18 protein-coding genes are annotated in these 19,487 nt (G+C 45.7%); 10 read left to right on the top strand and 8 right to left on the bottom strand.

The window, feature by feature from the left end; all coding sequences use genetic code 11:
• Positions 1 to 25 precede the first annotated feature (25 nt).
• The 6 genes from glpK (at position 26) to K9J17_01600 (ending at position 5,821) form a co-directional block, all read left to right on the top strand.
• Positions 26 to 1,516, top strand: coding sequence for a glycerol kinase GlpK (gene glpK, locus K9J17_01625; protein ID MCF8275406.1), 1,491 nt, complete (start codon positions 26 to 28; stop codon positions 1,514 to 1,516).
• A 115-nt stretch (positions 1,517 to 1,631) separates the two neighbouring features.
• Complete coding sequence (locus K9J17_01620) at positions 1,632 to 2,765, top strand: ATP-binding protein (protein ID MCF8275405.1); 1,134 nt, start codon at positions 1,632 to 1,634, stop codon at positions 2,763 to 2,765.
• Complete coding sequence (locus K9J17_01615; GenBank protein MCF8275404.1) at positions 2,762 to 4,576, top strand: carbamoyltransferase; 1,815 nt, start codon at positions 2,762 to 2,764, stop codon at positions 4,574 to 4,576. Before K9J17_01620 ends, K9J17_01615 begins: the two co-directional genes overlap by 4 nt.
• 20 nt (positions 4,577 to 4,596) lie before the next feature.
• Positions 4,597 to 4,746: a DUF5989 family protein gene (locus K9J17_01610; GenBank protein ID MCF8275403.1), complete on the top strand. Its 150-nt coding sequence runs from the start codon at positions 4,597 to 4,599 to the stop codon at positions 4,744 to 4,746.
• On the top strand, positions 4,746 to 5,099 hold the full coding sequence (locus K9J17_01605; protein MCF8275402.1) for a hypothetical protein: 354 nt from the start codon (positions 4,746 to 4,748) through the stop codon (positions 5,097 to 5,099). The genes K9J17_01610 and K9J17_01605 overlap by 1 nt, the downstream gene beginning before the upstream one ends.
• 29 nt (positions 5,100 to 5,128) lie before the next feature.
• Positions 5,129 to 5,821: a DUF547 domain-containing protein gene (locus K9J17_01600; protein ID MCF8275401.1), complete on the top strand. Its 693-nt coding sequence runs from the start codon at positions 5,129 to 5,131 to the stop codon at positions 5,819 to 5,821.
• A 98-nt stretch (positions 5,822 to 5,919) separates the two neighbouring features.
• Here K9J17_01600 and K9J17_01595 read toward each other — a convergent pair whose 3' ends face one another.
• The 6 genes from K9J17_01595 to K9J17_01570 all read right to left on the bottom strand — a co-directional run bounded on the left by K9J17_01595 (position 5,920) and on the right by K9J17_01570 (position 11,231).
• Positions 5,920 to 6,111, bottom strand: a complete 192-nt coding sequence (locus tag K9J17_01595; GenBank protein ID MCF8275400.1) for a cold shock domain-containing protein — start codon at positions 6,109 to 6,111, stop codon at positions 5,920 to 5,922.
• Between the two features lie 232 nt (positions 6,112 to 6,343).
• On the bottom strand, positions 6,344 to 7,762 hold the full coding sequence (locus tag K9J17_01590) for a hypothetical protein (GenBank protein MCF8275399.1): 1,419 nt from the start codon (positions 7,760 to 7,762) through the stop codon (positions 6,344 to 6,346).
• A 209-nt stretch (positions 7,763 to 7,971) separates the two neighbouring features.
• Positions 7,972 to 9,693, bottom strand: a complete 1,722-nt coding sequence (locus K9J17_01585; GenBank protein MCF8275398.1) for a response regulator — start codon at positions 9,691 to 9,693, stop codon at positions 7,972 to 7,974.
• A 30-nt stretch (positions 9,694 to 9,723) separates the two neighbouring features.
• Positions 9,724 to 10,299: a nicotinate-nucleotide adenylyltransferase gene (locus tag K9J17_01580; GenBank protein ID MCF8275397.1), complete on the bottom strand. Its 576-nt coding sequence runs from the start codon at positions 10,297 to 10,299 to the stop codon at positions 9,724 to 9,726.
• Positions 10,296 to 10,865: a guanylate kinase gene (gene gmk / locus K9J17_01575; GenBank protein MCF8275396.1), complete on the bottom strand. Its 570-nt coding sequence runs from the start codon at positions 10,863 to 10,865 to the stop codon at positions 10,296 to 10,298. The genes K9J17_01580 and gmk overlap by 4 nt, the downstream gene beginning before the upstream one ends.
• Positions 10,866 to 10,886: 21 nt before the next feature.
• Positions 10,887 to 11,231: a hypothetical protein gene (locus tag K9J17_01570; GenBank protein ID MCF8275395.1), complete on the bottom strand. Its 345-nt coding sequence runs from the start codon at positions 11,229 to 11,231 to the stop codon at positions 10,887 to 10,889.
• A gap of 63 nt (positions 11,232 to 11,294) precedes the next feature.
• Between K9J17_01570 and typA the strand changes: the two genes are divergently transcribed.
• Both typA and thiL read left to right on the top strand, forming a co-directional pair.
• Positions 11,295 to 13,094, top strand: coding sequence for a translational GTPase TypA (gene typA / locus K9J17_01565; GenBank protein ID MCF8275394.1), 1,800 nt, complete (start codon positions 11,295 to 11,297; stop codon positions 13,092 to 13,094).
• Positions 13,095 to 13,250: 156 nt separating this feature from the next.
• Positions 13,251 to 14,288, top strand: coding sequence for a thiamine-phosphate kinase (thiL, locus tag K9J17_01560; GenBank protein MCF8275393.1), 1,038 nt, complete (start codon positions 13,251 to 13,253; stop codon positions 14,286 to 14,288).
• A 7-nt stretch (positions 14,289 to 14,295) separates the two neighbouring features.
• Here thiL and K9J17_01555 read toward each other — a convergent pair whose 3' ends face one another.
• The gene (locus tag K9J17_01555; protein ID MCF8275392.1) at positions 14,296 to 14,916 is read right to left on the bottom strand and encodes an adenylate/guanylate cyclase domain-containing protein; all 621 of its coding nucleotides are present in this window, start codon (positions 14,914 to 14,916) and stop codon (positions 14,296 to 14,298) included.
• Positions 14,917 to 15,065: 149 nt separating this feature from the next.
• Between K9J17_01555 and K9J17_01550 the strand changes: the two genes are divergently transcribed.
• Positions 15,066 to 16,073 (top strand): hypothetical protein, encoded by a 1,008-nt coding sequence (locus tag K9J17_01550; GenBank protein MCF8275391.1) that lies wholly within the window; start codon positions 15,066 to 15,068, stop codon positions 16,071 to 16,073.
• Between the two features lie 115 nt (positions 16,074 to 16,188).
• On the top strand, positions 16,189 to 17,319 hold the full coding sequence (gene ald, locus K9J17_01545) for an alanine dehydrogenase (GenBank protein MCF8275390.1): 1,131 nt from the start codon (positions 16,189 to 16,191) through the stop codon (positions 17,317 to 17,319).
• Here ald and K9J17_01540 read toward each other — a convergent pair.
• Positions 17,316 to 19,421: a tetratricopeptide repeat protein gene (locus K9J17_01540; GenBank protein MCF8275389.1), complete on the bottom strand. Its 2,106-nt coding sequence runs from the start codon at positions 19,419 to 19,421 to the stop codon at positions 17,316 to 17,318. The two genes, ald and K9J17_01540, sit on opposite strands and share 4 nt — an antisense overlap.
• Positions 19,422 to 19,487 lie beyond the last annotated feature (66 nt).

The following is a 19,487-nucleotide window of genomic DNA, read 5'->3' as shown; positions in this document are numbered from 1 at the left end:
AACCTTAAACTTTGAATTAAAACCCATGGCAAAATATGTCTTAGCGCTCGATCAAGGCACCACAAGCTCCAGAGCAATTCTGTTCGATAAGAACGGAGCAATCTTCGCATCATCTCAAAAGGAATTCACTCAATTCTTCCCGAAAGCCGGATGGGTGGAACACGACCCGATGGAAATTTGGAGCAGCCAGTTGGAAGTTGCACAGGCCGTTCTAAAAGACAATGGCGTTTCAGCCAAAGACGTAGCCGCAATCGGCATCACCAATCAACGCGAAACTACCGTGGTTTGGGACAGAAAAACGGGGAAACCGATCTACAATGCCATTGTTTGGCAAGACAGAAGAACTGCCTCCATCTGTGATAAACTGAAGGCTGATGGTTATGAAAAAGAGATTCGAAACCGAACCGGTTTGGTGGTCGATGCCTATTTCTCGGGAACCAAAGTGAAATGGATTTTGGACAATGTGAAAGGCGCAAGAAGACGTGCCGAAGCTGGCGAATTGGCCTTCGGAACAGTCGATTCGTGGCTGATCTGGAATCTTACTGGAGGCAAAACCCACGTGACTGATTATTCCAACGCTTCGCGAACGCTGATTTACAACATCAACGAACTGAAATGGGACAAGAAATTGCTGAAAGCGATTGATGTTCCTGAATCTGTTCTGCCCGAAGTGAAGGACAGCAGTTCGGTTTACGGAAAAACGGAAAAATCGCTTTTCGGTGGAGAAATCGCTATTGCAGGGATTGCTGGCGATCAGCAAGCCGCTCTTTTCGGACAAGCCTGTTTTGAGCCAGGAATGGCAAAGAACACCTACGGAACGGGTTGTTTCATGCTGATGAATACAGGCGAAACTCCAGTAAAATCCAAACAAGGATTGCTCACAACGATCGCTTGGGGCTTGGACGGAAAAGTAGAATATGCCTTAGAAGGAAGTGTGTTCATCGCTGGAGCGGCCATTCAGTGGCTTCGCGATGGGCTGAAGATGATTGATGAATCTCCAGATTCGGAGTATTTCGCCATGAAAGTCAAAGACACCGATGGCGTTTATGTCGTTCCTGCCTTTGCTGGATTGGGCGCTCCATACTGGGATATGTACGCTCGTGGCGCCATGTTTGGTTTGACACGCGGAACAACCAAGCAGCACATCATTCGCGCTACGCTCGAATCGTTGGCTTATCAGACCAAAGATGTGCTGGATGCGATGCAAAAGGATTCGAAAATTACCTTGAATGCCCTTCGAGTGGATGGTGGCGCCTGTGCTAATGATCTGCTCATGCAGTTTCAATCGGATATTCTTCAAACTGATGTTCAGCGGCCAAAAGTGATTGAAACCACCGCTTTGGGCGCAGCCTACTTGGCTGGAATCGCAGTCGGGTTTTATAAAAAAGACCAGATTTCGAAGAACTGGGCCATCGATAGAACGTTCAAATCAGGCATGTCTTCGGCAGAAAGCAAAAAGCTTTACAAAGGCTGGCAAAAAGCGGTGGAACGTACCATGAAATGGGAGAACAGCTGAACACCCTGTTCACCAATATTGCATAGTATTTGGCGACTGTATTCACCAATTATTCACGTTTACAGTGAATGAATTCACCGATTATGTATATTTTTGGTGAATTGAATACGGCTAAATGATTGAAAGAAGCATTTTCAAAACACTTCAGGATCACTTTTTTGACAAGAAAGCGATTGTGATCATCGGGCCTCGGCAGACTGGAAAAACCACGCTACTTCGCAAGCTGGCTTCAACATTTGGAGAATATCTGTACTTGGATGGGGACGATGCAACCACGCGACAGACCTTGACTGATCCCAGCTATGAACGACTCAATCAACTCATTGGCGACCATCGAATTGTGTTTGTGGATGAGGCACAACGGATCGGTAATGCGGGCATTACGCTTAAAATGATGATCGACCGCTTTCCTCAAGTTCAGCTGTTGGTCAGCGGCTCATCGGCTCTGGAAATGGGCGACACCATCAACGAATCGCTTACGGGACGAAAATGGGAGTTTCAACTGCTACCTATAAGTTGGGAAGAATGGCAGAAACACACAGATTTCCTGACCGTACAACAACAACTTGAAAACCGTCTGGTATTCGGAATGTATCCTGATGTGCTCAATCGGATAGGAAATGAGCGCGGTGTGCTAAAAGACCTAGCCTCGTCTTACCTCTACAAGGATATTCTTGCTCTTTCTGGAATAAAAAAGCCCGAAATTCTTGAAAAGCTGGTCGTTGCCCTTGCACTCCAATGTGGAAGTGAAGTCAATCTGACAGAAGTCGGTCAACTGTTGGGTGTCGACAAGAACACGGTTTCTGCTTATATCGACCTGCTCGAAAAGGTTTTCATCGTTTTCAGACTTCCGGCACTCAGCCGAAATGTGCGGAACGAGATTAAGAAAAATCAAAAGATCTATTTCTACGATAATGGAATTCGCAATGCCATCATCAATAATCTCAACCCCATTTCGTTGAGACAGGATAAAGGAATACTGTGGGAAAACTTCCTGATGAGCGAGCGATTGAAGCGCAATAACTACCACAGAACGTACGCCAAAAGTTATTTCTGGCGAACTACCCAACAACAGGAAATCGACCTTATTGAAGAAGTTGATGGAAACATGAAAGCGTATGAATTCAAATGGAAGCAGCGGTCTAAAGTTAAAATCCCGTCCGCTTTTGCCAAGGCATACGAAAGCACATTTGATGTCATTACTCCTGATAACTTCACCGAGTTCCTCATTCCATCACCAACCAAATGACCATCCTTGGCATATCCGCCTTTTACCATGATTCTGCAGCTGCGCTGATTGTTGACGGCAAGATCATTGCCGCAGCACAAGAAGAGCGTTTTACGCGTAAGAAGCAGGACGCTTCGTTTCCTGTCAATTCCGTTCGTTTCTGTTTAGAATTCGCCAACATCAAGTTGGAAGACGTGGATTCGATTGCCTTCTACGACAAACCGTTACTCAAATTCGAGCGCTTGCTGGAAACCTATTATGCCTTCGCGCCAAGCGGATTTATCTCATTCCACAAAGCCGTTCCAGTTTGGCTTCGCGAAAAGCTGTTTCATAAGCACGAGATCAGAAATGGGTTGAAAGAGATTTCTGACTCGAAAGAGGCCAAGAAGATTCCGATCCGTTTTCCGGACCATCATCTTTCGCATGCGGCTTCCGCGTTTTATCCTTCGCCATTTGAAGATGCTGCTATTCTGACCATTGATGGAGTTGGTGAATGGAGTACGGCCAGCATTGGCAAGGGTTCGGGAAAAGACATCGAGATGTTCGCTACCATGAATTTCCCACATTCCGTGGGTTTGCTGTATTCTGCTTTCACCTATTATTTGGGGTTTGAAGTCAACAAAGGCGAGTACAAGCTGATGGGATTGGCGCCTTACGGAAATCCTGAAGGGGAACGAACCGCAAAGTATCGAAAACTCATTACTGACTATTTGGTAACTGTTTATGATGACGGCTCCATTTGGCTTGATCAGCACTATTTCAACTACGCCACGGGTCTTCGCATGGTGAAGGACGAGAAATGGCAAAAACTTTTCGGACTGAAAAAACGTGAAGCGAATGATGAAATGTTGAGTGAGCACTGCGATATGGCACTGGCCATTCAACAGGTAACCGAAGACATTTTTGTCAAGATGGCGAAGACTGCCAAGGAGAAAACAGGTTGCCGTAATATTTGCCTCGCTGGCGGAGTAGCCTTGAATAGTGTGGCCAACGGAAAGCTGATTGATCTTGGTCTATTTGACGAGGTTTACATTCAGCCCGCGGCTGGAGATGCTGGTGGTGCCATTGGTGCTGCCTTGGCGGCTTACCACATTTTTGAAGGAAAGGAACGAACCGCGATGCGCCCGGATTCCATGTCGGGCTCGTTGCTCGGAACGGAATACTCCGATGCTGAAATTGAATTGGCACTGAATTCGAAAGGCATCAAATTCTCGAAAACTGCTGCTGAAAACGACCTAACTGAAAAAGTAAGTGAACTGATCGTTTCAGGTAATGTCATTGGTTGGTTCCAAGGAAGGATGGAATTCGGGCCGCGGGCTTTGGGATGCCGAAGCATTCTAGCAGATGCCCGAAGTCCGGAAATGCAGAAGAAGGTGAACCTCAAGATCAAGTACCGAGAGAGTTTCCGACCATTTGCGCCTATTCTTTTGGAAGAAGACCTGCAACGTTATTTCGATGTGGAACTGCCATCGCCATACATGCTACAGGTTCATAAATGGAAAGATGAATGGCACAACGAACTGCCTGCCAACTACAGCGCGCTGTCCTGGAAGGAAAAGCTTGATCTGGTGCGCTCTGAATTCGCTTCTGTAGCACATGTCGACATGTCGGGCCGAATTCAAACAGTGAGTAAGGACACGAATCCGTTGATGCATCAACTGCTTTCCAAAATGAAAGAGAAAACGGGTCACGGAATTACCATCAACACGAGTTTCAACGTGAATAACGAACCGATCGTCTGTTCGCCAGAAGACGCCATCAATGGCTTTTTGAATACCGAAATGGACGTATTGGCTATCGGTCCGTTCATTGCGCTGAAAAAGGATAATTAACTTCGCTACAAACTTGTACCATGGAAGCATTTTCTGACCTCTTCAAATTTCTGATGGAACGCAAAAAATGGTGGCTCACGCCAATTGTACTGGTACTGCTACTTCTCGGAATCCTAATTGTGATGGGTGGAGGAACAGCCGTTGCGCCTTTTGTTTACACACTTTTCTGATGCAGAAAACGTATAAGAACATTCTTGTACTCGTAGCGGGTTTCTGCGCGCTTCATCTGCTTTTCCACGGAAAGGTATTTCTGATCATTGCTTTCAGCGTGCTTATTCTTTCTGCATTTAGCGAAAAGGCTGCACTATTGATTGATCGTGCATGGCTTTGGTTTGGCGAAACGATGGGAAAGATCAATGCGGCCATTATCCTTTTCGTGGTCTATTATCTTGTGCTTACACCCATTGCATTCCTTTCGCGCATTGGGAAAAGTGACCCGTTGCAACTAAAAGCTCCGCGAGATTCCAATTTCATCTTGAAACAACATCGTTACACAGCCGAGGACCTTAAGAACCCTTGGTGATCTGGCATGATCTTCGCCATTCAAATCGTATGAAATCACTCATTCCTATTTTCCTTCTTCTATTTTCATTTTCTATTCAGGCGCAGAACTTCTTTACGGATGCTGACGCTTTTTTGAAAAAGAATGTGGAAAAGGGTTTGGTGGATTACAAGGAAATCAAGGCCAATCCTGCCGAATTGAATGCGCTACTCAAGCAAATTGCAACGGCCCAAGAACATCAGGGAGATGAGGAGAAAGCATTTCTGATCAACACATACAATCTGTTCGTTATCAAAGGAATTGTTGATCATCATCCCGTAGAAGGGCCGCTTAAAATCGATGGGTTCTTTGATAAGCAAACCTTCACGTTGCGCGGAAAGAAAATCACACTGAATGACTTGGAAAAGGAAACACTTGCCAAACAATTTCCCGACCCACGCTTACATTTCGTGCTGGTTTGTGCAGCAGTTGGTTGTCCAAAATTGGCTTCATTTGCTTATACATCTAAAAAGTTGGATGATGAGTTGGAGCAGCAGACAAGGACCGTTATCAACGACCCGGCCTTCATTCGATTGCAAGGGCCGAATGCACAGGTATCGCAGATATTTGAATGGTACGCACCCGATTTTGGTGGTTCAGATCAGGTCATTCCGTTTATTCAGCGATTTCTGTTGAAGAAAATAAAACTCAATCCGAAATATTCGTTCTACGAGTATGATTGGAGTTTGAATGAGTTGAAATAGTCGTGTCTTTTTACTGAAACACGGGTTAAAACAAACCACTTTAAATAAAAAAGGCTCGCCATTTGGCGAGCCTTTCTGTTTTCTACAGATCAAAAATATTATAGAACCTTAACGTTTACTGCGTTAAGTCCTTTTCTACCTTCTTTCAATTCGAATTCAACGTTATCGTCTTCACGAATCTCGTCAATTAGACCTGAAACGTGAACGAAGTATTCCGTCTTTGACTCATCATCGATAATGAAACCAAAACCTTTAGAATCATTGAAAAACTTTACTGTACCTTTTTTCATTTTGTAATTAAATAATTATTGAAGCCGCAAAGATACTGTTAATTATTTGACACTTACAGACGCGCAAAAATTCTTCAAAGGCACTGACATTTCAAGAAGTTCATTTCAGCAAAACTCAGAATAGTGACCAGATTGGAAGTCAGTTGAACTTGAAACAACTATTGCCTGAGCTTTTCTACCGTAAAAAAATGAAGCAAAAAAAGCCCCAATGTTTTCATCGGGGCTTCTTATATCAATCCATCAGCAGGGCGAAGCTCTGGTGAAATTCGGGGGAAGTCAAGTCAAGAAAATACAGCCCTTCAGCCCCTTCCGAGAGGTCGATTTTTGTTTGAATGCTTTGTGTTTCAGCATCTGGACGGTTTTTGTAAACCGTTTCTCCATTCGCATCTCGGATCTCAATTTTCATTGAACCTGCAAGGTTGCTCAAGGACATTGCCAGTGTGCGAGCCGAAGGTGAACCAATAGACAAAGCCATTCCGCTATCTGGATGGAGCGCGATTTTTCGATTTATCCTGTTCAACGCCACAAACTGGTTTTTGGCCACGCCATCGTTGAACAGTGCCTTTTTGGAGAAGTATGGGTAGATGCCTGTCAATCCATCTTCCAAAACAGGGGTTCCGTTCAGCAACGGTCTTGGAATCAAGGCAGTTTCCTTGTTGGTTACATGGTAATAGTTCACTTCTCCATCAGCACTAAGCGTGGTTACCATCACCACATCATCAGACGAATTGGACATGTAGATCTTATCGAAATTGGATTCCGTGAGGAAAAAGATCTCACACGTTCTGTCGTCAGAACCTAAAAGCATGATCTCTTGCATTTTCACTTCACCGATTGCCCAAAAGTCGGATTGGTCCGTGATCATTCCTGTTTTGGTGTTGAACATGCTGAATGCCAATTGGATTGGCGCCTGAGCACTCGAATAGCTTATGTTCACTCCAGGAGCGCCTAAAAATTGGACTCCTGCCTCAGCAATTTTCTGACATACCTGAACAAAAAGTGGGTTTTCAAGCTCTTTTCCGCTCAATACCATTTCTATTACCAGCGGCTTATTTACGGTTTTAGCATATTCCTGCATGTATGCCAATGCCTCCACAAGGTTGCTTTCTCCTCCTTTCAGATTGCGCATGATAACGGTAGAAGTAGGGTCATCCGATAGGTAAGAGATGAAACCGATGTTTGCAGCAGTTTCCATTTTCATCAGATTGGTCATATCGGACGCTGAAATGACACCGGAATTATCAAGCACCCCAACAACCACGTGGGCGCCAGAATACTTGCTCTTTACCACCCTCGTGTCGAGGGTTGACAGACCGCTTCCCATTCTATCTAGCTGACTGGCGCAAATGCCTTCAACGGAATTCAGTTTTGAAAGATCAGTCTGACGCATATCTATGGCAAGAACGTTTCCGTGTACCGACCGAACCGTTGCATTCGTATTGGCGAATGCTTCTCCGTTCAAACGGTTGTTCACTTTAATGAGTGCGCCAGAGAGGTCTTTGCTCTCGCCTGCAATTGCTAAATTGGCCAGAAGCACAAGCGCAGTAGAGTATAATATGATAGCAACTATTAGTAGTACGCGCGAGAAGGTATCGCGTCCCGCGCTCATCAAAATGGAGCGTTGCCCGTTGTTTTTTGCTTGATTTTTCATGGCCGTCTTCTTTTAGTGATTGACTGACTCAAATGTCAGCAAGAAGCGAGCGAACGGCTTGTTCGCTGGTGCCGAGAACTACGAAAGGTGTTTCACATCTTGTAGCAACATGTGTTATGAACAGGTCGTTCGCCCGATTTCTGTTCAATTATGTTGCAACGCCACAGCGGATCTGTTGCAAAATCAAAATGAGACATAAGTATAACGGGTCAGATCTCCTTCTTGACCTGACTTGGAGAGATGCCGAAATCTTCGGTAAAACACTTCGTGAAATATGCTGGGCTGCTATAGCCTACGCGGTATGCGATTTCAGAAACTGTGCCAACTTTATTTTCCAGTAATTGGTATGCATGCTCCAAACGGTAGTTGCGCACAAACCTGCTGGCGCTTTTTCCTGTTAACGCAATGAGTTTTCTGTGGAGTTGAGCACGACTCATTCCGACTTCCTTACTCAATTCTTCTACGCTGAAGTTTTCATCATCCAAATGCTTGTCAACCACGCCTTTTACACGCATTAGGAATTTCTCTTCCATAGAAGGTTCGTGTGCCACTTCTGGTTTCACCAGCATCGACCGCGAATATTTCTCCTTCAGCTTCTTTCTTCCGTCTATCAGATTCTTGATGCGCGCATGCAACTCTTCCGAACTGAACGGCTTTGGAACGTAAGCGTCTGCGCCCGTTTCGAGTCCGGTAATGCGGTTTTCGAGTCCTGCTTTTGCGGTGAGAAGAATGATGGGAACGTGGCTGGTCTTCTCCTGCTTCTTCAGAATCTTGGTCACTTCAAAACCATCTTTACCTGGCATCATCACGTCACAGACAATCATATCTGGAATGATCTCGATGGCTTTTTCAATTCCTGTTTCTCCGTCAACAGCTTCAAAAACCCGATAACTCGGTTCCAAAGTAAGTCGCAGGAAATTTCGGATATCGTCATTATCCTCAATCACAAGAACAATGTTCTGAGCATTTATTTCTTCTTCGCTAAGCGTCTGATTGTTCGGTTCAAATACCTCCGAAACTTCCAGATCAGGATCAATGGCTTCCAATGCTGGAATTTCCATGTCGGATTTGGACTTCACAGAATCTTGGTGCAATGGAAGCAGAATGGTGATTTCTGTTCCGACTCCTGAGATGCTTTTCAGTTCAATCGTGCCTTTGTGAAGGTCAACCAGATCTTTAACCAGTGCTAAGCCGATTCCTGTTCCTTTATTCTTTCTCCATCTCGAATTTTCGGACTGATAGAAGCGATCAAAAACCATAGGAATCTGATCCTCCACAATTCCGATACCTGTGTCTTGAACGACCAACTTGCAATATTCGGCTCCATTCTTTTCCGCCAATCCAACTTGCAAACTCACCTCGCCATTATCCGTGAACTTGAATGCGTTGGAGAGTAGATTGAAGAATATGAGCTCGATCTTGTCTGGGTCGAAATCCATATTAATTACCTCATCGTTGGCTTTGAACTTGAGCGCAACCTTTTTTCTCAGCGAAAGAGAAACGAAGGATTTCTGGATTTCATTTACAAATGGAACAATATTGCCTCTTCGTAGATCGAGGTCCATTTTATCCGCTTCGATCTTCGCAATGTCAAGAAGTTGGTTGATGAGTTTCTCCAGGAGTTTGGCGTTTCGCTTAACTACGATCAACTCTTTCTTGGCCTGTTCATCGCCAATGGTAGGAATAACCTGCTCCAAATGACCAAGGATAAGCGTGAGAGGTGTGCGGAACTCGTGCGTTACGTTAGAGAAGAAGTCGGATTTGACAAGGTCGAGCTGTTTCAGACGCTCGGCTTCCATCTTTCCCAGTTCCAGTTCGTCATTCAGACGTTGTCTCTTCAAACGGCCGTTCAAGAGCCACCACGCAACCAAAAGGATGGCGATGGAAATGATAGGAACTCCCCAATGTATGATCGTACTAGCCTCTTGCATAAGTTGAACTTAAATGTAATACTATATCACTTATTTATAGAAGTTCATTTCATCTAAATATTCCCAAGCTTCAGCGGGCATCAGATACTTTACGCTGTGGCCTGCACTTATCTGTTCGCGAATGGAACTGGATGAAATATTCATTTGTGGAGCATCTAGCACCGTTATTCTGCCTCTATCAAGCATTTCCGTTGCGTCAAAATCAGGACGCGAATAAAGCACAATGGGATAATTTTCAAGAATGGATTCGTAATTCTTCCATCTTGAAAATGAGGCCAGATTATCTCCGCCCATTATCAATGTGAACTCAACATTCGGGTATTTCTCCTTTAAATATGCGAGTGTGACTGAAGTGTACGAAGGTTGCTCAAGGTGAAATTCAATATCAGATACTTTGAACCGCGGATCATTTTCAGTTGCAAGCCGCACAAGCGATAAGCGATGATGCCCGTCTAACAGACTTTTTTTTTGCTTGAGCGGATTATGTGGCGATACCACAAACCATATCTCCTTTAGTTCGGTATTGATGGCAACATGGTCGGCAATGATCATATGTCCGACATGAATCGGATTGAACGAACCGAAGAACAGGCCGACCTTTTTCATTGGATGAAATCAGCAACCAGCTTGTATGCGTCTTTTTTAGCGATTTCCAGGTCGTCATTCACAACAACCACATCAAAGCGATCGGCAAAGGTCAATTCCTCTTCCGCTTTGGCCACGCGCTTGGCTAAACTTTCATCACTTTCAGTCAATCTGCGTTTCAATCGGTTTTCCAACTCTTTAACCGATGGAGGCTGTACAAAAATGGCCAAGGCATTATTGCCGAATTGTTTTTTCAAATTCAATCCACCAACTACGTCCACATCAAAGATCACCGTTTTCCCTTGGGAATGAATGCGGTCAATTTCCGAACGCAGGGTTCCATAGTATTGGTTTTCGTACACTTCTTCCCATTCAAAGAAATCGCCTTTCGCAATCCGAGCACGGAACTCATCAGGTGTAAGGAAGTAGTAGTCTTTTCCATCTTCTTCGTTGGCCCGCTTTGATCTACTGGCTGCTGAGACAGAAAATGCCAGTTTCAATTCGGGTTTTGAAAGCAGAAAATGAACGAGCGTTGTTTTGCCCGATCCACTTGGGGCAGAGAAAATGATGAGTTTGCCTTGGCTCATGGCGCAAAGATGGAGATAATCTCAGTCTTCTGAAGGAGGAAGTTCTTCTAAAACGGACCACACAAACCATACAAGTACTGCAACCAGCGCAATAAACATGAAATAAGACCCGATCGACAGGCCGAAAGATTTGAGCACAATAGCTGTTACAAGCGCTAAAAATGCCGCATGTCGCGGATAGGCGGACGTTCTTTTAACTGCTGCTGCCCTGTTGAAAAGAACGTAAAGTGCGACTGTAGATGCGCCACCGAGAATGGCAAATAGTTCGGCTGCAGGCCATTTTACCATTGTAAATAGCGCCCCAACAAACAAAAAGCCGATGGCCGCGATGAACGAATAGCGGATTAATGGAGACGGATTTTTCATAATTCGAACAAGTGATTTTCGCCACAAACTTAACCGTACTTTTGCGCGCTGATTTTCAAGGACATGACATCATTAAGGAATATTGCCATTATTGCCCACGTTGACCACGGAAAAACTTCGTTGGTTGATAGAATTCTATCCGCTGCCAAGGTTTTCAAAGACCACGAGGTGATGGGAGAGCTTGTAATGGATAGCAACGATCTGGAGCGCGAGCGCGGCATTACCATCCTCGCCAAGAACGTTGCGGTAATGTGGAAAGACACCAAGATCAACATCATCGATACTCCAGGTCACAGCGACTTTGGGGGTGAAGTTGAGCGTGTTTTGAACATGGCTGATGGTGTATTGCTGTTGGTTGATGCCTTTGAAGGACCGATGCCTCAGACTCGTTTCGTATTGCAAAAGGCAATCGAATTGGGATTGAAGCCTATTGTGGTAGTTAATAAGGTTGATAAACCAAACTGTACGCCAGACATCGCTCAGGAAGCAGTGTTCGATCTCATGTTCAACCTTGGAGCAACGGAAGATCAGCTTGATTTCCCAACCGTTTTCGGTTCGGCAAAGCAAGGTTGGATGGGTCCAGAGCCATTTGAACCAACCGGCAACATCGATTATTTGATGGAGCAAGTTATTGAGCACATTCCAGCACCTAAAATTGCTGAAGGTCCTGCGCAGATGCAGATCACTTCTATGGACCACTCGCCATACACTGGTCGTATTGCTATTGGAAGATTGTACAGAGGAACATTGAAAGCAGGTCAGCAGATTGCTATGATCAAGCGCGATGGCACCATCACCAAAGGAAAACTGAAAGAGCTTTACTTGTTTCAAGGAATGGGTAAAGTGAAAGTGGAAGAGGTTGAAGCAGGCGAAATCTGCGCGTTGGTCGGACTTGAAGGGTTTGAAATTGGTGACACCATTTGTGATGCAGAGTTTCCAGAAGCAATGGCGCCTATCAGCATCGATGAGCCTACTATGAGCATGCTTTTCACCATCAACGATTCGCCATTCTTCGGAAAAGAAGGAAAGTTCGTTACCTCACGTCACGTACGTGAGCGTTTGGAAAAAGAGCTTGAGAAAAACCTCGCTTTGAGAATGGAAACCACCAACTTGGCTGATAGTTTCCAAGTTTACGGACGCGGTGTTCTACACCTTTCCGTATTGATTGAAACGATGAGGAGAGAAGGCTATGAGCTTCAAATTGGTCAACCACAGGTTATCATCAAAGAAATTGATGGTGTGAAGTGCGAACCAGTTGAGGACCTGACCATCGATATTCCAGAAGAAGTACACGGAAAAGCCGTGGAAATGGTGACCAACCGAAAAGGTGAGATCGTGAACATGGGACCGAAAGGCGACCGTATGTTGCTCGAATTCACCATTCCATCTAGGGGAATCATCGGGTTGAGAAATCAACTTCTTACAGCAACTGCGGGTGAAGCCATCATGAGCCACCGTTTCAAGGAATACCAACCTTATAAAGGAGTAATTCCTGGTCGTCAGAACGGTTCGCTTATATCTATGGAACCAGGCGAAGCCATTCCTTACACGCTGAGCAACTTGCAAGACAGAGGTAAATTCTTTGTCGAAGCAGGAACTGCGATCTACGAAGGACAAGTGGTTGGAGAAAACACCCGTGCTGGCGATATGATCGTGAATCTGACCAAAACCAAGAAGATGAGCAACATGCGCTCTTCAGGTGCAGACGAGAAGATCAGAATGGCACCAGCTATCAAATTCTCACTCGAAGAGGCTTTGGAATACATTCAGGCAGATGAGTACGTGGAAGTAACGCCACAATCCATCCGTCTCAGAAAGACATTCCTGAAAGAGCACGAGCGCAAGAAATTGGGTAAGGTTTGATTCTCACTGGGCTTCGCCCAATATTGATAGAACACCAAGTAGGGGCGTATGGAAATACGCCCCTTTTTTGTTCTAATATTCCTATCAGTTCAGAACCGTTCAATCCGCGTCATCCGTGTTCCATTAATATAGCGTTCCATTTACGACCTTCGCGCCATGCTTGAAGACAAAGACAGAACAGAACTAAGCGATCTGGGCGAATTCGGCCTTATTGATCGCATTGCGCAAAGTGTAGAACTCACACAGAAAAGCACCGTCAAAGGAATTGGCGATGATGCTGCCGTGCTCGGAACGGGAAAAGTAAAAACACTCATTTCCACCGACCTTCTCTTGGAAGGAATCCATTTCGACCTGAGCTATGTGCCGCTCAAACATTTGGGCTACAAAGCCGTGGCCGTCAACCTTTCCGACATCTACGCCATGAACGGAAAACCAACGCAGATCACCGTTTCCATCGGTCTTTCCAGCCGTTTTCCCTTAGAGGCGGTTGATGAACTCTACACGGGAATCCTTCTCGCCTGCGATAAATACAATGTCGACCTCGTGGGTGGAGATACCACCACTTCGCTATCCGGACTAACGCTCAGCATTACAGCCATTGGCGAAGCCACGGAAGAGGTCATTGCCTACAGGAACGGAGCAAAAGAAACCGATCTTATCTGCGTTTCGGGCGATTTGGGCGCGGCTTATCTCGGCCTGCAATTGCTTGAACGAGAGAAAGCAATTTTCAAGGAAAACCCAGAGATACAACCAGACCTTACAGGTCACGATTATGTGCTGGAACGTCAGTTGAAACCCGAACCACGGGCCGATATCATCGACATTCTCGAACTCGAAAAAGTTGTTCCAACCTCTATGATCGATATTTCAGACGGATTGAGTTCAGACCTGATGCATATCTGTACTCAAAGTGGAGTCGGTTGTCGCATTTACATTGAGAAACTTCCTGTTGATCATACAACCGCCATTGCAGCCGAAGAATTGAATCTCGACACCACTACATGTGTGCTAAATGGAGGTGAAGATTATGAACTGCTTTTTACGGTTGATCTGAAAGATTACCAACGGATCAAGGACAATCCGGCCATTCGTGTCATTGGTCACATTACCGATAAGGGCGATGGTTACAACATGGTTTCGCACGACCAGATCATTCCACTAAGGGCGCAGGGTTGGAACCATTTGGAACATTGATCTTTAGTCAATGCTTTGGATGTTTTACCGAGCGCACTTCGTAGAGGTTTATAGGACAAGCATCGTCAGCTCGCGTATTTCTGCTCGCTTCGCGAAGAAGTCGTCTGATAGGTTTGTGAATTCGCTCTAAAGGCACCAAGCCGCCAGAATGATGGCACTCAAATGCAGTCGATAAACAGGCATGGGTGTATTCTGATACGGTTACCGTTCCGTGCTTGGAACATTGGCAGATCCTTGCTGCCTCGTTGAGGGCGTGTGAATACAGATCATAGGGCATTCTAACCGCGGCAATGATGCCCGCCACCACCCTTTCGGTGTATATTCCTATGTTGAAATCATATTGGTTTTCACTGTTCAATTTGTTCATCCGATCAAGCCAATCACGAATTTCTAAGGCAGCCAGCACCAAACCTTGCACGTTGCTTTTGTCGGGCATCGGTTTTCCTGCCACTGCAATGATCTGATGATCGGTGGTTTCTATATATTCTACCCCGCGTTGGTTGAGTATTTCAAGAATCCGGATTCTATATGTTTTCCATGCGTCATCTGCGGCAGCAGAATCACGTCTGTTTGGCGGATTGACTCTTTTAAGCACCAGATTCATCACCGTCAAGGGCCAGATCATCATATCACGCGGTTTGGGATCGGATGCGTTGGGAGTCATTCTGATGAGAAAGATGCTTTTCGGAAAAAGGGTTGGGGTCAATCAGTAAGAAAAGTAGTGTATAGAAAAACCATAAAAACTGTCGAAGGTCATTTGCGCGGTACTTTTGCCGCATGCTCAAAATAAACTGGTCAAAATTCAAGGACGAACGGGGCACCGCCCTCTTTCTGGTGGACCTTTTCATGGTCAATCTGGTGGTCCTCAACCTGTTTTACATTCTGGTCGAATGGAACTTCACCATCAACTTTGTGAATGCTTTTTTACTGGAACAAGCACCTTCGTTTCACGCTTGGTACGACAAGCATCTGCACCAGAATTTCTATTGGTACGATATGTTCTTTGTGTCCATTTTCATTGGGGAGTTTTCCATCCGTTGGTTTTTGGCAGTTTATCATAATCATCATCATAAATGGTTCTTCTATCCATTCATCCATTGGTACGATGTATTGGGTTGCATTCCGCTTGGTCAGTTTCGTGTACTGCGAATTTTCCGAGTGGGCAGCATGGTTTTGCGCCTTCACAAGATGGGCGTTATCAACCTCCGCGATTCTTACCTGTTCCGTATTTACCTGCGTTACAGTGCCGTGGTGGTCGAAGAGATTTCGGACCGTGTGGTTGTCAATGTGCTAGAAGGTGTTCAGGAGGAACTGAAGCACGGAACACCAGTTGCAAGTCGTATCATTTTGGAAGTGATCCGGCCTCAGAAGGAGGTATTGGTAGAATGGCTTTCGAGCAGAATAACAACCGCCAGCGAACAGCATTACGAACGCTATCAGGAGCAATTGCGAACGTATGTTAATCGGAAAGTGTCTGAAGCGGTCAGAAACAATTCGGAGGTAAAAGACATTGCAGCCATTCCCTTGGTCGGTAGCACCATTACTACCAAACTCGAAAAGGCGGTTGCAAGCATTACGTACTCGGTCGTAGAAGGAATGATGCTTGACATCAGCAGTCCAGAGAATACCAAGGTCATCAGCGAACTGGCCGATGTGACCATGGACATGATGCTGCTTGAGCAAGAAGACGAAGAACTGAACAAGATGAGTGTAGAGATGATCAACCAGAGTATAGAGATCATCAAGGATCAGGTGAAGGTCAAACGCTGGCAAGAGGTTTCGTAGCTGCCAACCCCCGTTATCAACAGCTGTTCCGTAAAACTTTTATGTTTTTATTGATGTAACCCCTGATGAATAGGGGGTATTTGGATAATATTTGTAAAAATAAAATCCAAACATCATGATAATAGGGGTCCCTAAGGAAATTAAGAACAATGAGAGCCGCGTGGCACTAACGCCATCTGGCGCACATGAATTCATCCGAAGAGGCCACAAGGTCCTGATAGAAACCTTTGCAGGCGATGGCAGCGGATTTCCTGATGAGGATTACCGAACCGTAGGAGCTAAGATTGTTGCAACTGCTGACGAAGTTTGGGCCTCGGCCGAAATGATCATGAAGGTGAAGGAGCCGATAGCTGAGGAATATGCTAAATGTCGTGAAGACCAACTCATTTTCACCTATTTCCACTTTGCTTCCAGCGAACCTTTGACCCACGCCATGATTGCCAGTGGCTCCGTGTGTCTGGCATACGAAACCGTTGAGCAGGCAGACAGATCGCTGCCCTTATTGGTGCCAATGTCTGAAGTAGCGGGAAGAATGGCCATTCAAGAGGGTGCGCGCTATTTGCAAAAACCAGTTAAAGGTCGTGGTGTTCTTCTCGGAGGCGTTCCGGGAGTTGCGCCAGGAAAAGTGCTGATACTTGGCGGAGGAATTGTGGGCGTTCAAGCTGCTAAGATGGCAGCCGGTTTGGGTGCGCATGTTACCATTTTGGATGTAAGTCTGCCTCGTCTGAGACGAATTAACGACATCATGCCGCACCATGTGGTAACGGAGTTCAGCAGCGAGTACAACATCCGAAAACTTGTTCAAACCCACGATTTGATCGTTGGTGCTGTGCTTATACCTGGAGCAAAAGCTCCGAAGTTGATTACCAAGGATATGTTAAAGACCATGCGACCGGGAACCGTTATCGTAGATGTGGCCGTAGATCAAGGGGGCTGTGTTGAGACCTGCGTTCCGACAACTCACGAGAATCCTGCCTTCATTGTGGATGATGTGGTGCATTACTGCGTGGCCAACATGCCCGGAGCTGTTCCATGCACTTCAACCATCGCGTTAACCAATTCAACGTTACCGTATGCTTTGCAATTAGCAGATAAGGGTTGGAAGAAAGCCTGCTCCGATAATGAGGAATTGAAAAAAGGTCTCAATGTGGTGAAAGGAGAAGTGGTTTATAAAGGTGTTTCAGATGCGTTTGACCTTCCATATACGCAGGTAGAAGCCTTGCTCGAAGAAGAGGTGTTAGCTTAGATTGCCACCGAAATAACGGTTACATCATCTACCTGTTCTTCTGTGCCTTTCCAGTCTTCGAAGATGGCTCCGAGGGCGACTAGGTTTCCTGAAAGCGCCATTTCGCGAACCGTGTCGCGCATGCGTTTGCTGCCAAGCTTTTTGCCTTGCGGCCCACCGAACTGGTCGGCAAAACCATCGGAGAAAAGGAACAGGCGGTCGCCTTCATTCAGTGCAACCGTTGTTTCGTTAAACGAACCCGCATCCATGAAACCACCGATGGAACGCCTGTCGGCCTTCAATTCAAACATACGGTAGCCGTTTTCCTCTTCGCGCAGATTGGCGTTCGGCAATTCCTCTTTGGAACTAAGGATCCAAAGGGCGTTGTGCGCACCTGCGTAGGTCACCTGCCGTTTCTTGGTATCGATGGCCACCAAACAGATGTCCATGCCATCTTTTACACTTCCACCGCTTTTCTCAAAGGCTTCCTCCACGTGGTCGCTGAGGCGTTGTAGAATGGCTGCTGGAGAGGTAAGCTTCTCTTCCAACACCGCCTTGTTCAGTCCCTGAAAGCCCACCATGCTCACCATGGCGCCCGGAACGCCATGACCGGTGCAATCTGCCACAGCCAAATAGCAGATTGCTCCCCCTCCAAAGGAGGGGCTTGGGGGGAGGCTTTCCATCCAATAGAAATCGCCCGAAACGATGTCTTTGGGTCTGTATAAGATGGTATGTGCTGAGAAATGCTTGGCAAACATTTCGTCCTTCGGAAGAATGGCAGATTGGAGCCTTTCCGCGTAGCGAATACTATCGGTGATGTGGAGGTTCTTTTCCTCGATTTCTTGTTTCTGCTTTGAGATCTCGTTGTTCTTCTTCTCCAAAGCAACGTTAGCCCGTGTTCTTACCCGGTAAAAGAAGAAGACGATCAAAGAAACAATGCCCAACAGAAATGTGATGATGGTTGCGGCAAGCAGGTACGTTTCTCCTTTACGAAGTTCCAGATCGGCCACCGCTGCTTCTGCTGTTAAAAGTTTGATCTGTCCTTCTTTCTGAAGCGATTGATATTTTGCGTCTTTCTCAGCCGTAAGAGCTAGCAATTCTTGCGTATTGATACTGTCTTTAAGAGAGATTACCTCAGGGTAAAGAGTAAGAGCCTTGTCTTTCTCTCCAGTAAGTCGATATGATTCAGCCAAAAAAAACATGGTTTCCCATTCGTAAGACCGCATGCCTAATTCACGTACCATTTTCAACCCGTTATCATAGTACTGTATCGCAGCGCCATAATCCTCTAACTTGAAATAGATATTGCCTAGCATGATGGTAGATGTGGCGATAGCGCGTCCCACATTCAGCCTCGTGGCTATCTCTAGCGATTCTTTAGCGTATCTGAGAGCCAAGCCTGTTTTTCCCACTTCTTTGTAAGCATAGGCCAGATTTACGGCAGAACGGGCAACGCTCCGGTCATTACCGAGGCTCCGGTAATATTTGAGAGACTGTTCTGAATAGCTGATTGCCTTTTCGTAATCTTTAGTATTGATGTAGATGAGCCCAAGATTACCAAGCTGAGATGCGATGCCCTCCAAGTTGTCCATCTCCTGATGAATCTGCAGTGACTGTTCGTAATACTTTACCGCCTCTGGCATGTTTACGAAATAGTACACATTACCAATGTTGTTGAGAATTTCTGCCCTTGTTTGCTTTAAAGAGTCAGACTTCAGTAGTTCGAGCGCACTGAAAAATGCGGTCAAGGCTTTATCATAGTCGGCCAAATGGTAGTGCGCACCTCCCATCTGGCCATATATGTTCGCTCTAAGCGCGCTGTCATTCGAAGAGGGTTCTATTGCAAGGGCTTCTTCATAGATCCTTATCGCCAAGCTGTCTTTGCCCTGACGGGCAATGGCATCTGCCTTGTTTCTTATAGCCCGTGTTAACTCTGTTTTTGAACCTAGTTGTTTAGCTAAGCGGATTCCTTGTTTCGCGTACAGCTCCGAAGTGTCTGGGTTTATTGAAAGATAGTTTAGGCACAGCTCGTTCAGGGCATTCAGTTTGTAAATATCCGTACGGGCACTCTCCAAGTTAGCCTTCAGGCTGTCAAGCTTGGCATTTTGGGCTAGTGTGGTCACCGACCACACACAAAAAATCAAACAGATAAAACGTTGTTCCCACTTCATTTCGGACTAAAGGTAAAA

Source organism: Flavobacteriales bacterium, assembly GCA_021739695.1.
Classification (GTDB): Bacteria; Bacteroidota; Bacteroidia; order UBA10329; family UBA10329; genus UBA10329.
This window is presented reverse-complemented; position numbering and strand designations above follow the sequence as displayed.